At 75.7% G+C, this 13588-nt stretch carries 9 protein-coding genes and 1 pseudogene; 7 read left to right on the top strand and 3 right to left on the bottom strand.

Annotation, left to right across the window (positions count from 1 at the left end):
- The first annotated feature begins 18 nt into the window (after nucleotides 1-18).
- The 3 genes and pseudogenes from AB0N04_RS08960 to AB0N04_RS08950 all read left to right on the top strand — a co-directional run bounded on the left by AB0N04_RS08960 (nucleotide 19) and on the right by AB0N04_RS08950 (nucleotide 4375).
- Nucleotides 19-774 (top strand): ABC transporter permease, encoded by a 756-nt coding sequence (locus AB0N04_RS08960; RefSeq protein WP_360216538.1) that lies wholly within the window; start codon nucleotides 19-21, stop codon nucleotides 772-774.
- Nucleotides 774-1430 (top strand): annotated as a pseudogene (locus AB0N04_RS08955) (ABC transporter ATP-binding protein); the annotation flags it as partial. The gene AB0N04_RS08960 and the pseudogene AB0N04_RS08955, both read left to right, overlap by 1 nt.
- A gap of 245 nt (nucleotides 1431-1675) precedes the next feature.
- Entirely contained in the window at nucleotides 1676-4375 is a 2700-nt protein-coding gene (locus tag AB0N04_RS08950; protein WP_360216484.1) for a fumarate reductase/succinate dehydrogenase flavoprotein subunit, read from the top strand.
- A 129-nt stretch (nucleotides 4376-4504) separates the two neighbouring features.
- Here the strand turns inward: AB0N04_RS08950 and AB0N04_RS08945 are convergent, their stop codons facing one another.
- The gene (locus AB0N04_RS08945; RefSeq protein WP_360216481.1) at nucleotides 4505-4777 is read right to left on the bottom strand and encodes a hypothetical protein; all 273 of its coding nucleotides are present in this window, start codon (nucleotides 4775-4777) and stop codon (nucleotides 4505-4507) included.
- 7 nt (nucleotides 4778-4784) lie between these two features.
- Here AB0N04_RS08945 and AB0N04_RS08940 point away from each other — a divergent pair, with 7 nt between their 5' ends.
- On the top strand, nucleotides 4785-4994 hold the full coding sequence (locus tag AB0N04_RS08940) for a hypothetical protein (RefSeq protein ID WP_360216478.1): 210 nt from the start codon (nucleotides 4785-4787) through the stop codon (nucleotides 4992-4994).
- Between the two features lie 13 nt (nucleotides 4995-5007).
- Here AB0N04_RS08940 and AB0N04_RS08935 read toward each other — a convergent pair whose 3' ends face one another.
- Entirely contained in the window at nucleotides 5008-5490 is a 483-nt protein-coding gene (locus AB0N04_RS08935) for a MarR family transcriptional regulator (RefSeq protein ID WP_360216475.1), read from the bottom strand.
- A gap of 44 nt (nucleotides 5491-5534) precedes the next feature.
- Here AB0N04_RS08935 and AB0N04_RS08930 point away from each other — a divergent pair, with 44 nt between their 5' ends.
- From AB0N04_RS08930 to AB0N04_RS08920, 3 genes are all read left to right on the top strand, one after another.
- Complete coding sequence (locus AB0N04_RS08930) at nucleotides 5535-6479, top strand: alpha/beta hydrolase (protein WP_360216472.1); 945 nt, start codon at nucleotides 5535-5537, stop codon at nucleotides 6477-6479.
- Between the two features lie 209 nt (nucleotides 6480-6688).
- Entirely contained in the window at nucleotides 6689-8086 is a 1398-nt protein-coding gene (locus AB0N04_RS08925; RefSeq protein WP_360216469.1) for an SMI1/KNR4 family protein, read from the top strand.
- Nucleotides 8087-8201: 115 nt separating this feature from the next.
- Nucleotides 8202-8960, top strand: coding sequence for a rhomboid-like protein (locus AB0N04_RS08920; RefSeq protein ID WP_360216466.1), 759 nt, complete (start codon nucleotides 8202-8204; stop codon nucleotides 8958-8960).
- On the opposite strand, the gene AB0N04_RS08915 is transcribed toward AB0N04_RS08920, so the two are convergent.
- Complete coding sequence (locus AB0N04_RS08915; protein ID WP_360216463.1) at nucleotides 8954-13345, bottom strand: bifunctional nitrate reductase/sulfite reductase flavoprotein subunit alpha; 4392 nt, start codon at nucleotides 13343-13345, stop codon at nucleotides 8954-8956. The genes AB0N04_RS08920 and AB0N04_RS08915 overlap by 7 nt on opposite strands.
- Between the last annotated feature and the right edge of the window lie 243 nt (nucleotides 13346-13588).

The raw sequence follows: 13588 nt of genomic DNA, 5'->3' as shown, positions 1-13588 counted from the left end.
CGGGCCCGCCGGTGGACGCTGCGCGGCGCCGCCCTGCTCGCCTTCGTCGCCCTCTGGCAGCTGCTCACCGTGCACCGGGTGCGGCTCTGGGTGCGCTTCGACCACCTGCCCACCGCCGACCAGGTCGGGCGGGCGCTGGTCCGCCAGGTCGCCACCGGGCAGTACTGGCAGGACCTCGCCGAGAGCCTGCGGAGGATCGGCGGCGGCTTCCTGCTCGCCGCCGTCCTCGGCGTCGCCACCGGCGTGCTGCTGGCCCGCTCGCGCACCGCCGCCGACCTGATCGGCCCCGTCCTGGAACTGGTCCGGCCGATCCCGGCGATCGCCCTCGTCCCGGTGGCGATCATGCTCTTCCCGGAGAACGAGCAGGGCATCGTCTTCATCACCTTCGCCGCGGCCTACTTCCCCGTCACCGTCGCCACCCGGCACGCCGTGCGCGCGGTGCCGCCCCGGTGGGAGGAGGCGGTGCGCACCATGGGCGCGGGCCGCGCCCGGGTGCTGTGGAGCGTGGTGCTGCCCGGCGCCCTGCCGGGCGTCGTCGGCGGGCTGTCCGTGGGCATCGGGGTGGCCTGGATCTGCGTGATCTCCGCCGAGATGATCTCCGGACAGTTCGGCGTCGGCTACCGCACCTGGCAGGCCTACACCGTGCTCGACTACCCCGGCGTGTTCGTCGGCATGGCCACCATCGGCCTGCTCGGACGCCTCACCTCCGGCGCCGTCGAACTGCTCGGCCGCCGCCTCACCCGCTGGCTGCCGCCCACCCCCGGGAGCGACTGATGCTGCGACTGACCGCCCGCGGGCTCGGCCTCGGCCACGCCGGACACCCCGTGCTGAGCGGCGTCGACCTCGACGTCGTGCCCGGTGAACTCCTGACCGTGGTCGGCGCCTCCGGCTGCGGCAAGTCCACCCTGCTGCGCGCCCTGGCCGGACTGCACCCCGCCGGCGAGGGCGAGCTGCTCGCCGACGGCGCCCCGATCACCGCGCCGTCCGCCGAGCGCGCCCTGGTCTTCCAGGACGACGGCCTGCTGCCCTGGCGCACCGCCCGCCGCAACGTCGAACTGCCGCTCGCCGTCCGCCGGGTGCCCCGCGCCGAACGCCGCGCAGCGGCCGCCGACTGGCTGGCGAGGGTCGGCCTGGGCGACCACCGGCACCGGCTGCCCCGGGAGCTGTCCGGCGGACAGCGCCAGCGCGTCCAACTGGCCCGGGCCCTGGTCGGCGCACCGCGCGCCGTCCTGATGGACGAGCCGTTCGGCGCCCTGGACGCCCGCACCCGCGCCGGGATGCAGCAACTCCTGCTCTCCGTACGGGCGGAGCACCAGTGCACGATCGTCTTCGTCACCCACGACGTGGACGAGGCGCTGCTGCTCGGCGACCGGGTCGCCGTCCTCGGCGGCGGTACCCTCGCCGACCTGCACGAGGTGCCCCGGCCGCGCCTGCCCGGTGCCGCCGCACTCGTCGCCACCGCCGTGACCGGCGCCGCCGCACCCGGCGTCCCCGCAGCCGGTGTCCCCGTGCCCGGTGTCCCCGTGCCCGGCGTCCCCGTGCCCGGCACCGGCGCGACCGCCTCGCCCGGCACGGCCGCACCCCGCGCCGCCTCCCCGGCCACCGACGGGACCGACCCGGCGCTGCTCCGGCTGCGCGAACGGATCCTCGCCCGACTCTCCTGAAAGGCACCCCCATGCACATCCCCGACCCGGCCGGCGCCCGCAGGCTGCACTGCGACGTCCTCGTCGTCGGCGGCGGCACCGCCGGTTCGATGGCCGCGATCAGCGCCGCCGAGGCGGGAGCCGACGTCCTCCTCCTGGAGAAGGCCCACGTCCGGCACTCCGGCGCGCTCGCCATGGGCATGGACGGCGTCAACAACGCGGTCGTCCCCGGCCGCGCCGAACCCGACGACTACGTCGCCGAGATCACCCGCGCCAACGACGGCATCGTCGACCAGCGCACCGTCCGCCGCACGGCGACCCGCGGCTTCGCCATGGTCCAGCGCCTCGAGGGCTACGGCGTCAAGTTCGAGAAGGACGAGCACGGCGAGTACCAGGTCCGCCAGGTGCACCGGTCCGGCAGCTACGTCCTGCCGATGCCCGAGGGCAAGGACGTCAAGAAGGTGCTCTACCGGGTGCTGCGCCGCCGGGACATGCGCGAACGGATCCGGATCGAGAACCGGGTGATGCCGGTCCGCGTCCTCACCCGCGACGGCCGGGCCGTCGGCGCCGCCGGGTTCGACACCCGCAGCGGCGAGTTCGTCACCGTGTCGGCCGGCGCCGTGATCCTCGCCACCGGGCCCTGCGGCCGCCTCGGCCTGCCCGCCAGCGGCTACCTCTACGGCACCTACGAGAACCCGACCAACGCCGGTGACGGCTACGCGATGGCCTACCACGCCGGAGCCGAACTCAGCGGCATCGAGTGCTTCCAGATCAACCCGCTCATCAAGGACTACAACGGCCCGGCCTGCGCCTACGTCGCCAACCCCTTCGGCGGCTACCAGGTCAACCGGCACGGCGAGCGGTTCGTCGACTCCGACTACTGGTCCGGGCAGATGATGACCGAGTTCGCCGCCGAACTCGCCTCCGACCGCGGCCCGGTCTACCTGCGCACCACCCACCTGCCCGAGGAGACCGTCCAGGCGCTGGAGGGCATCCTCCACACCACCGAACGCCCCACCCGCGGAACCTTCCACGCCGGGCGCGGCCACGACTACCGCACCCACGACATCGAGATGCACATCTCCGAGATCGGCCTGTGCGGCGGCCACTCCGCCAGCGGCGTCTGGGTCGACGACAACGCCGCCACCACCGTCCCGGGCCTCTACGCCGCCGGGGACCTCGCCTGCGTCCCGCACAACTACATGATCGGCGCGTTCGTCTTCGGCGACCTCGCCGGCACCCACGCCGCCGCCCACCTGCCCGCGCAGCGGGCCGAACTGCCCGCCGACCAGATCGCCGCCGCCCACGAGCTCGTCTACCGCCCGCTGCGCCACCCCGACGGCCCGACCCAGCCGCAGGTCGAGTACAAGCTGCGCCGCTTCGTCAACGACTACATCGCCCCACCCAAGACCGACGCCAGGCTGTCCATCGCCATCGAGCACACCGAACGGATGCGCGCCGAGGTCGCCGCCATCGGCGCCCGCACCCCGCACGAGCTGATGCGCGCCGTCGAGGTCGACTTCATCCGGGACTGCGCCGAGATGGCCGCCCGCTCCTCGCTCGCCCGCGCCGAGAGCCGCTGGGGCCTCTACCACCAGCGGGTCGACCGCCCCGAGCGCGACGACGCACGCTGGTTCCGCCACCTCAACCTGCGGAAGAACGCCGCCGGCGCCATGGAGTTCCTCACCCGGCCCGTCGCCCCCTACCTGGTGCCCGTCGACGGACTGGAGCCCCCGGGCGGCGCGCCCACCGTCCTCGGCGAGGTGCACCCGCTGCCGGTCGGCCGCACCGGCGCCGCCCCCGGCGCGCCCCGCAGCGCACCGGCCGCCGGCACCGCACCCGCCGGCTCCCCCCGACTGCTCGACCTGCTGCGGACCGCCGAACGGACGCCCAGCCTGGCAGAGTTGACGCCCTACCTGGCGGATCCGGCCGCCGATGTGCGGCGCACCGCCGTCGCCGTGCTCACCGAGGCCGCCCCCGACGGCACCGGCCCCGCCCTCGCCCGGGCCCTCACCGACCCCGACGAGCTGGTCCGGGCCGCGGCCGCCGCCGGGCTGCGCGAACTGGTCGAGGTCCTGGACGCCTCGCTCGGCCCCGCCCTGCAGCGGGCCGCCGGCGCCAGCGACCCGGTCGTCCGGGCCGCCGCGCTGGACCTCTCCCGCGCACTGCGCACCGGCACCGCCGCGCTGTACACCGCCGGGCTCGGCGACCCGGCCGTCCCGGTCCGCCTGCAGGCCGTCCGCGGGCTGGTCGCCCTCGACGCCGCGGACCGGCTGGCCACCGCCGCCGGCGACGCGGCGCGCGAGGTCCGGGTCGCGGCTGCCGAAGGACTCGGCACCGTCGGGCAGTCGACCGCCGCCGCCGTCACGGCGCTGACCACCCTCGCCGCCGACGCCGACCCGCTGGTCCGCGCCGCGGCCCTCCAGGGCGCCGCCGGCATCGGGTGCCCGCCCGCGCTGCTCACCCGCGCCCTGGCCGGCGCCACCGACGGGGCGTGGCAGGTCCGGCGGTCGGCCGCCACCGCGCTGGGCACCGCCGCGGCCCTCGGACCGCTCACCCGCCTCCTCGACGACGCCAACAACGACGTCCGCAAGTCCGCCGTCCGCGCCCTGGCCCCCCACGCCGCCGACCCCGTCGCCTCCCACGCGCTCCGCGCCCGGCTCGCCGACTCCGACGCCGACGTCCGCGCCTACGCCCGCCTCGCCCTCCGCGCCGCCCGCCACCCCGCCTGACGGCGCGACGGCATGCCGGTGCGACGGTGCGACGGCATGACAGCACGACAGCACGACAACACGACGGCCCCGCACGCTCCGAGGTGGAGCGGCGGGGCCCGTCGCCGTCCGCGGCTCCCGGCCCAGGTCTCAGGCCCCGCGCGGGCGGGGCCCGGTGGCGGGCGGGGCGGCGTCCCCGATCGACGCCAGCAGCCGGGCGCGGACGTCCGCGGCCGCCGCCCGGGTGGCCGGGTCCCCGCTCGCCAGGAGCTCGGCGAGGAGCTCGACGGCGGCGGCCAGCACCGGCACCGGCACGGTGGCGGTGCGCAGGTGGAGCAGCTGGGAGGCGGCCCGTTCACCGGCGGTGGTGGTGGGAGCGGTGGGGATGAGGTGCTGGATGCCCCGGGGGAGCTGACTGGTCATCGGCCCATTGTCCCGGCAGGTCCGGCGGCACGTGGGGCGGCGCCGCGCCGCGGACGTGGCCACCGAGGTCGGCGAGCTCCACTACCGGGCGGTGGTCACCGGCCTCGACAACGAGGTGGTCGGCACGATGGACGCCGACCAGCACGATGCCGGGGCCATGGCCAACGGCGTCGCCATCGTGCTCAGCACGGGCGGCGAGATCAGCTCCCACCTGTGACGCCAACGGTGCGTCAGCCGCTCGGGGTGCCGACCTGGTCGCGTTCGAGGGCGGACCGCAGGGTCGTGAGGGCCGCCGCGACCGCCCTCAGGGAGGGGCCGTCGAGGGTGCCGCCGAGCAGCTCGGCCAGGGTGCCGGTGAAGGTGCGCTGTGCCGCGTCGACGACCCGGGTGCCGTCGGCGGTGAGGGCCAGCAGCGAGGACCGGCGATCGGCGGGGTTCGGCTGCCGGGCGGCCCACCCCAGCTTCTCCAGGCGGTCGACGCCCTTGCTGGTCGCCCCCACGCCGATCGCGAACTCGGCGGCGAGGTCCGCCACCCGGCACCCGGGGTGGTCGCGCAGGTAGCTCAGGAACTCGTACTGCGAGGTGACGATCCCGTGCTGCTCGCGGAGCCGGTCGTTGAGGGCGTTGTACAGCCGGGTCTCGCACCGGACGAGGTCGGAGAAGACGCCCGGCAGGTCGCTCGCGGCGTTCTCGCCATCCAATGTGTATTCCACGGCATATAGTGTACGGGAAGCTACTTGCCCTGGGGAGAGTGCACATGAGCAGCGAACAGCGCGCACGGGTCGACGCGATCCTGCGGCAGCCGGGCCCGGAGGGCCCGCAGTCGGTCGAGCAGATCCGGGCCGGGTTCCGGTCCCTGATGGCCGGGATGATCGTGCCCCACGACCGCATCCGCACCACGCCGACCACCCTCGGCGACCGGCCCGCCCTGCGGGTCGAACCGGCCGGGGACGCAGGGGTCGCAGGGGTCGCAGGGGTCGTAGGAGCGGGGGCCGGCGGCGGGACCATCCTGTACTTCCACGGCGGAGGCTGGGTCTTCGGCTCACCCGAGACCGCCCTCGGCCTGACCGGGAACCTCGTCGCCAGGACCGGACTCGGCGCCTACTCGGTCGACTACCGGCTCGCCCCCGAACACCCCTTCCCGGCCGCGATCGAGGACACCCTGAGCGCCTACCGCGCCCTCCTCGACCGCGGCGAGGACCCCTCGACGATCGTCTTCGCCGGGGACTCCGCCGGCGGCGGACTCGCCGTCACCACCTGCCTGGCCGCCCGGGACGCGGGCCTTCCGCTGCCGGCCGCCCTGCTGGCCCTCTCCCCGGGCGTCGACGCGACCCGGAGCGGCGAGAGCATGGACACCAAGGAGGGCGTCGACCCGATCTTCACCCGCGCCGCCCTCGCGCACACCGGGGCCCTGTACCTCGCCGGAGCCGACCCGCACCAGCCGCTGCTCAGCCCGGCCGTCCTCGCCGACCTGACCGGCTTCCCGCCGATGCTGATCCAGGTCGGCGCCAACGAGCTGCTGCTGGATGACTCCACCCGCCTGGCCGCGCGGGCCAGGGCCGCCGGTGTGGACGTCGTCCTGGACGTCACCGCCGACGTACCGCACGTGTTCCAGGCCTTCGCGGGCGTCCTCGACGAGGCGGACGAGGCACTGGACCGTGCCGCGCTCTTCCTGCGCCAGCGCATCGGCGCGGGCCGGTAGGCGTCGGGCGCGCCGACAGCAGCCCGGTGGCCTGGCCCCTGGTCCGGTCCGGGCTGACCGGGCTGACCGGGCTGACCAGCGGTGACCCGAGGGGGGTCGGCCCCGGCGGCCGGGCGGATCCGGCGGATCCGGCGCATCCGGTCGAGGGCTCCGGAGGCGGGTGGCATGATCGCCACCGTCACGATCACCGGACCGACCGGAGGCCAGCGGTGTCCGCACTCCACGACTTCGCCACCTGGGAGCCGCTGCTGCGGATCCTGCGCGGCGACCACGCCGCGGCCCTCGCCGAACCGGGCGGCTACGTGGCGGGGAGCTTCGACCGGCACGGGTACAGCCTTCCCCTGCGGTGGCGGACGCCGCAGCCCGGGGGCGCCACTCCGCCGGAGAACCGGGCGCAGCTCGAAGCGGCCGAGCGGGTGCGGGGTGCGATCGCCGGGGCCGGGATCGAAGCTCTGGCGCTCGTCGCGGAGATCCCGCCGTGCGGGCGGGCGGTGCTCCGCCTGTTCGACCACGGCGCGGCCGTCGAGTCCCCCCTCGGCAACGCCCACCCGGGCGCGCTGCTGCTGGTCGAGGGCGCCGTGCCCGAACCGTGGCGCCGCCTGCCCGAGGCCGTGCCGGGGGCGGGGCCGGCCCCGTCCGCGGACCCGGCCCTGCTGGAGCGGACGCTGCGCGAGCGGATACCCGACGCCATCGGTGCCACCGAGGAGGAGATCGCCGCGGCGGAGGCCCGCCTGGGTGTCGCGCTGCCCGCGGAGGTCCGCGCGCTCTACCGGGTGACCCGCGCCCGGTGGGAGGACTGGGACGGCGACTTCGACGCCGGCCAGCGCGTCGACGACGCCGTCGGCTTCGAGCTGTTCCACCTGGACCGCCTCGCGATCGCCGACGCGTCGTCCCGGTCGTTCCGCTGGGGGACCGCGGCTACCGAGGCGGCCGGCACCGCCCCCGGGGCGGCCGTGCAGGGCCTGGTCGGCTCGCCCGGATGGATCGTCATCGGCGACACGGGCGGCGGGGGACGCGTCGCCGTGGACCTGACGCCGGGGCCGCGCGGCCACCACGGGCAGGTGATCGTGCTCGCCCCCGAGCGGAGCGTCGGAGCCGACCTGCTCGCCGAGTCCCTCACCGACCAGGTGCTGCACCCGGACTGGGACGGGTACGCGGGGCGGGACGGGTACGCGGGGCGGATGCCGGGCCGCGCGCGGGCGGTGGTGCGGCTCCACGGCGAGCGGCCCGGCGAGGTCGAGGCCGCGGCCCACCCCGACCTGGAGGTGCTGACCCTCGGCGGCTGGCGCGGCGACCGGGTCAGCCTCGCGCCCGTGGCCGGGCTGCCCCGGCTCCGCACCCTGTGCGCCGGCCCCGGGGCGCTCGCCGACCCGCTGGAGATCGCCCGGCTGACCGGTCTGGAGTTCCTGGAGCTCCCGCCGGAGGAGTGGCGGGCCCTGCTCGACGCCGGGGCCGTCCCGCGCGGGCTCTCGGCCGCCGAGATCCTCGCCCACACCGACCGGGACCCGCGGGCGGTCGTGGGCCTGGCGAACGAGCTGCTCGCCCTCCGGCACCGCCCCCTGATCACCGAGACCGTGGTGGAGGGCGAGCTCGGACCGCTGCGGTAGCGGCCGCCCGGCTCCCGGGGGCGCGAGGGCCCGGGCGGGGGCGGCTGCAGGGCGGGCCCGCCGCGGTGGCGTACCGTGCCTCCGTCAGATCACCGTACGTTGGGGAGAATCCCGGATGAGGAGCACGTTTCCGCGGCAGCGGGCCGGCGCGGCCACGGCCGCCGTCACCATGTCGCCGAGCCGGCGGGTGCTGCTGGGCGTCGCCCGGTACCCGCGCCGGTCGCCCGTCACCTTCGGCTACGTCTGCCTGCTGCTGGCCAGCCACGCCTGGGTCGTCCACGGTGACGCCGCGGAGCTGCTGCAGTACCTCAGCACCAACCTGGACAACCTGGCGGACCACCCGGTGACGGCGCTGCTCGGCAGCGCGCTGTTCTTCGACGGCACGCTCACCGACCTGGGCTCGCTGTCGATCGGCTCCACCGCCATCACCCTGGGCCTCGGCGTCTGCTGCTGCCTGGCCTGGCTCGAACAGCGCCTCGGCGCGCTGCGCGCCTTCGGTGCCTTCCTCGCCGGGCACGTCCTCGCGACCCTGCTCACCGCGGTGGTGATCACCGTGGCGCTCGGGCACGGCTGGTACCCGGAGGACGTCCGCACGGCCGACGACTTCGGCGTCAGCTACGGCGCCCAGACCGTCCTGGCGCTCTGCACCGCGGCCCTGCCGCTCCGGGCCCGGGTGCCCTGGGCGGTGCTCGTCATCGGGTGGCCGCTCGGCGGCATGGACGTCACCGGCCCGCTGCCCGACTTCACCACCGTCGGCCACCTGCTCGCCGCGCTGATCGGCTTCGCCCTGGCGCTGCTGCCCGCCGTCCGGCGGCGTCTGGGCGCGCGCCGGCAGCGGCCCGAGCACGCGGGCCGGCCGGTGCGCGCTCAGTAGACGTCGCGCACGTAGCGGCGGTCGGCGGCGAGCTGCTTGAGGTGCACGGCGGCCTCGTCCTCGCCGAGGCCGCCGTGGGTGCGGGCGATCTCGCGCAGGGCCCGGTCGACGTCCCGGGCCATCCGGGAGGCGTCCCCGCAGACGTACAGGTGGGCGCCGTCCTGGAGCCACTCCCAGATCCTCAGGCCGTGCTCGCGCATCCGGTCCTGGACGTAGACCTTGTTCCGCTGGTCGCGGGAGAAGGCGAGGTCGAGCCGGTTCAGGTGCCCCGAGGCCCGGAACGCGGCGAGCTCCTCGCGGTAGTAGAAGTCGGTCCGTTCGTGCTGCTCGCCGAAGAACAGCCAGTTCGGGCCGGAGTGGCCGGCGGCCTGACGTTCCTCCAGGAAGCCGAGGAAGGGCGCGATGCCGGTGCCCGGGCCGACCATGATCATCGGCGTCGAAGGGTCGGCCGGGGGCCGGAAGTGCGCGGACGGCTGGACGAACACCGGCACCGGGCCGTCCTCGGCGCCGTCCGCCAGGTACCCGGAGCACACGCCCTTGCGGAGCCGTCCGGAGCCGGTCGGGTAGCGGACCACGGACACCGTCAGCCGGACCTCGCCCGGGTGCGCGAGCGGGCTGGAGGATATCGAGTACAGCCGGGGCTGCAGCGGCCTCAGTACGCCCACCCACTCGTCGGCGCGGGCCCGGACCGGCAGCGCACCGACCACGTCCACCGCCTGTCGGCCCCAACTCCACTTCGCCAGCTCGCCGGTGTTGTCCCGGCGCAGCAACCGCCGCAGGTCGCGGTCGCCGGAGCGCTCGGCCACGAAACGCAGCAGGTCCGGGGTGACCCGGGCGATCTCCAGGCGGCTCCGCAGCGCCTCGCCCAGCGGCAGCTCCCCGGCGCCGGGCGCGGAGCCCGGGACGACGACCGTCTCCGTCGGGTCCAGGCCGGTGACGGCCAGCCACTCCGCCACCAGCTCGGGGCAGTTCTCGGGCCAGACGCCCAGGGCGTCCCCGGCCCGGTAGTCGAGATCGCCGTGCTCGCCCCCGCGGGTGTCGAAGGCGAACTGCCGGACCTCCTTGGTAGAGCCCGGCAGGCTGAGCAGCCGGTTGCCGACCAGCAGGGCGCCGAAGGGGTCGGCCTTGGTGTAGCGCTTGGTGTGGCCCGGCCGCCGTGCCGCCCGGGCGGAGGCGGCTGCGGCGGTGGTGGCGGGGGCGGTCGGGGCGGTGGCGGTCAGGCCGGATGCCGGAGCGGGTGCCGCGGTGGGAGCCGGTCCGGAGGCGTCCGTCCGGTGCGCGGCCAGGGCCGCGACCACCTGGTCCAGCCACCGGCCCGCCGCGTCCCGGTAGTCCGGCTCGCAGTCGGCACGCGGGGCGAGCCGGGTGGCGCCGAGCTCCCCGAGGCGCTGGTCGAGCCGGCGACCGTGCCCGCAGAAGTCGCCGTAGCTGGAGTCGCCGAGGGCGAGGACGGCGTACCGCACCTGCGCCGCGTCCGGCAGGCCCTCGGTGAGCAGCCGCTCCCAGAAGGCGGAACCGTTGTCCGGGGCCTCGCCGTCGCCGAAGGTGCTGGTGATCAGGAGCAGCGGGGGCCCGTCGGCCAGGGTGTCGGGCCCGACCTGGTCCATGCCGAGCAGCACCGGCTGCCAGCCCTCCGCCGCCAGCCGGTCGGCGGCCTCGGCGGCGACCTGCTCGGCGGTGCCGGTCTGCGACGCCCACAGCACGGCCACCCTGCGCGCGGGCGATGCCGTTGCCGTTGCCGTTGCCGTTGCCGTTGACGGTGACGGTGACGCGGCCGCTGTCGCCGTCACGGGGCCGGCGGGGCCGGCGGGGTGATCGGGGTGGTCGGGCCCGACGGCCGCGGTGCGGGAGAACGTCCCGGCCAGCACCCCGTTGATCCACCGGGCCCGCTCCTCGTCCACCGGAGCCTGCGCGGGGAGCACCGGCACCGGGGCGGCGGCCTGCGGGGGAGCGGAGCCCAGCCCGGTGAGGAAGCCGGACAGGTAGGTGCGTTCGGCGGCGGTCAGCACGGGCGGGGCGTGGTCGGCGACGCCGAGCAGCCCGGCCAGCGCCGCGACCTGCGCCGACGGGGCGCCCGCCATGGCGGGGGTCGGCGTGGCGGGGGTCGCGGCGGGGGTCTCCCCGGCCTCGGGCGTTCCTCCGGCTGCGCCGGCTGTACGGGCCTCGGTGACCTCCGGGGCCGCCACCGCCCGCAGGGCGACCGCGCAGACCTTGAGCTCCGGCTGGAAGGACACCGGGTCCACCGCGTCGCTGGTGACGGCGTTGATGCTGAGGTACTCGCCGAAGAGGTCGTTCCAGTGGAACGGCGCGAAGCAGTCGCCCGGGCGGACCCGGTCGGTGACCACGACCGGCAGCACGGCCCGGCCCCGCCGGGAGGTGATCTCCAGGTGGTCGCCGTCGGTGACGTCCAGGGTCGCGGCGTCCTGCGGGTGGACCTCCACGAAGGGCCCCGGGGCGAGCCGGTTGAGCTTGGGGACCCGGCCGGTCTTGGTGAGGGTGTGCCACTGGTGCTGCAGACGGCCGGTGTTGAGTGTGAACGGGTAGTCGTCGTCCGGTAGTTCGGAGGCCGGAAGGTGCGGCCTGGCGAAGAACGAGGCCCGTCCGGTGGCGGTCGGGAAGGCCAGCCGGGGCCGGCTGCCGTCCGGCCGCTCCAGCAGGTCCTGGCTGACCCCGTCGTTGAGGTAGCGCACCGGGTTGCGGTCCGGCCCGTCGGCGTGCGCCGCAGGCCACTGCACGGGTGTCTCGCGCAGCCGACGGTACGTCACGCCCCGCAGGTCCCAGCCGGTCTTCGGGTTCCAGGCCTGCTTGATCTCCTCGAAGACCTCCTCGGCGCTCGCGTAGCCGAACCCCTCCTCGAACCCCATGGCGCAGGCCACCCGGGCGATCAACTGCCAGTCGGGCAGGGCCTGGCCGACCGGGTCGGCCGCCGGCTGCGCCAGGGTCAGGGTGCGCTCCGAGTTGACCAGCACCCCCTCGGACTCGGCCCACATCGCGGCGGGCAGCACCACGTCCGCGTAGGCGTTGGTCTCGGTGTCGCCGAACACGTCCTGGGTGACGACGAGTTCGGCGGCCTCCAGACCGGCGATGACGGTCTTCCGGTTGGCGACGGAGGCGACCGGATTGGTGCAGATGATCCAGCAGGCCTTGACCGTGCCCTCCGCCATCCGCTCGAACAGCTCGATCGTGCCCCGGCCCACCTCGGTGCGCAGCGTCCCGGCGGGCAGGCCCCAGAGCTCCTCGACGAAGGCCCGCTCCTTCGGCACCAGCACCGAGCGCTGGCCGGGCAGCCCGGGCCCCATGTAGCCCATCTCCCGGCCGCCCATCGCGTTGGGCTGCCCGGTGAGCGAGAACGGGCCGCTGCCGGGGCGGCAGATCGCGCCGGTCGCCAGGTGCAGGTTGACCAGGGCGTTGGTGTTCCAGGTGCCGTGCGTCGACTGGTTGAGCCCCATCGTCCAGCAGCTCATCCACTCACCGGCCTCGCCGATCAGCCGGGCCGCCCGTCTCAGGTCCTCCTCCGGGACGCCGGTGATCCCGGAGACCGTCGCCGGCGGGTAGTCCTGCAGGAAGTCGGCCACGGCGTCCCAGCCGTCGGTGAACTCCTCGATGAAGGCCGGGTCGGTGTGCCCGTTCTCCACCAGCAGGTGCAGCAGCCCGTTCAGCAGCGCGAGGTCCGTGCCGGGCCGCACCTGCAGGAAGAGGTCGGCCTTGTCGGCGGTCGCGGTGCGGCGCGGGTCCACCACGATGAGCTTGGCGCCCGCCTTCACCCGGTCCATCATCCGCAGGAACAGGATCGGGTGGCAGTCGGCCATGTTGGAGCCGATGACGAGGAAGACGTCCGCGTGGTCGAAGTCCCGGTACGAGCCGGGCGGCCCGTCCGCGCCCAGCGACAGCTTGTAGCCGCTGCCCGCACTCGCCATGCACAGACGGGAGTTGGACTCGATCTGGTTGGTGCCGACGAATCCCTTCGCGAGCTTGTTCACCAGGTACTGGGCCTCCAGCGTCAGCTGGCCCGAGACGTAGAAGGACAGCGCGTCCGGGCCGTGCTCGTCGAGGACCGCGCGCAGGCGCCGCGCGGTGGCCGTGATCGCCTCGTCCACGTCCGCGGGCACCGGTTCGGCGCCGCGCTCGGCCCGCATCAGTGCCGTGGTGAGGCGCCCGGGGGCGGCGAGCATGTCCGCGGTGGTCGCGCCCTTGGTGCAGAGCCGCCCGGCGTTGGCCGGGTGCTCGCGGTCGCCGGACGCCTTCGCCACCGTGCGGCGGCCCGTCCCCGCCTCCACCGCGACGTCCAGCAGCATGCCGCAGCCGACCCCGCAGTACGAACAGACGGTTCTGACGGGCGCGACGGGCGTGACGGGTGCGACGGGCCTCGCGTTCGGTGCCGGCACCACGGCCCCCTCTCCGGTAGCGGTCCTGCGGTCCCCGCCGTCGACCCGGCCCCCTGCGGAACCCTTTCGCCCGGCGGTGCGGGACGCCCCCGGGGGGCTCCCACGGGCAGCACCCTAGGGAGGCGGTATTAAGGAGAGATCACGTCGCCCGCGCTCCGGCGTAAACCGCAGCTCACGGGTGCGCGCGTGCCGTCGTGAGGGGCCGGGGCGCCCGCCCCGGACGCCCGGGTGGCCGAGCGGCCG

Origin of the sequence: Kitasatospora sp. NPDC051702 (assembly GCF_040681575.1) — a bacterium.
Lineage (GTDB): Bacteria > Actinomycetota > Actinomycetes > Streptomycetales > Streptomycetaceae > Kitasatospora.
Note: the sequence above shows the minus strand (reverse complement) of the source record. Positions and strands in the feature narration are given on the sequence as shown.

What these genes read in the sequence shown, in the direction of transcription:
- AB0N04_RS08950 (WP_360216484.1), top strand. Translation starts at nt 1,676, where the DNA reads ATGCACATCCCCGACCCGGCCGGCGCCCGCAGGCTGCACTGCGACGTC.
- AB0N04_RS08945 (WP_360216481.1), bottom strand. Translation starts at nt 4,777, where the DNA reads ATGACCAGTCAGCTCCCCCGGGGCATCCAGCACCTCATCCCCACCGCT.
- AB0N04_RS08930 (WP_360216472.1), top strand. Translation starts at nt 5,535, where the DNA reads ATGAGCAGCGAACAGCGCGCACGGGTCGACGCGATCCTGCGGCAGCCG.
- AB0N04_RS08920 (WP_360216466.1), top strand. Translation starts at nt 8,202, where the DNA reads ATGAGGAGCACGTTTCCGCGGCAGCGGGCCGGCGCGGCCACGGCCGCC.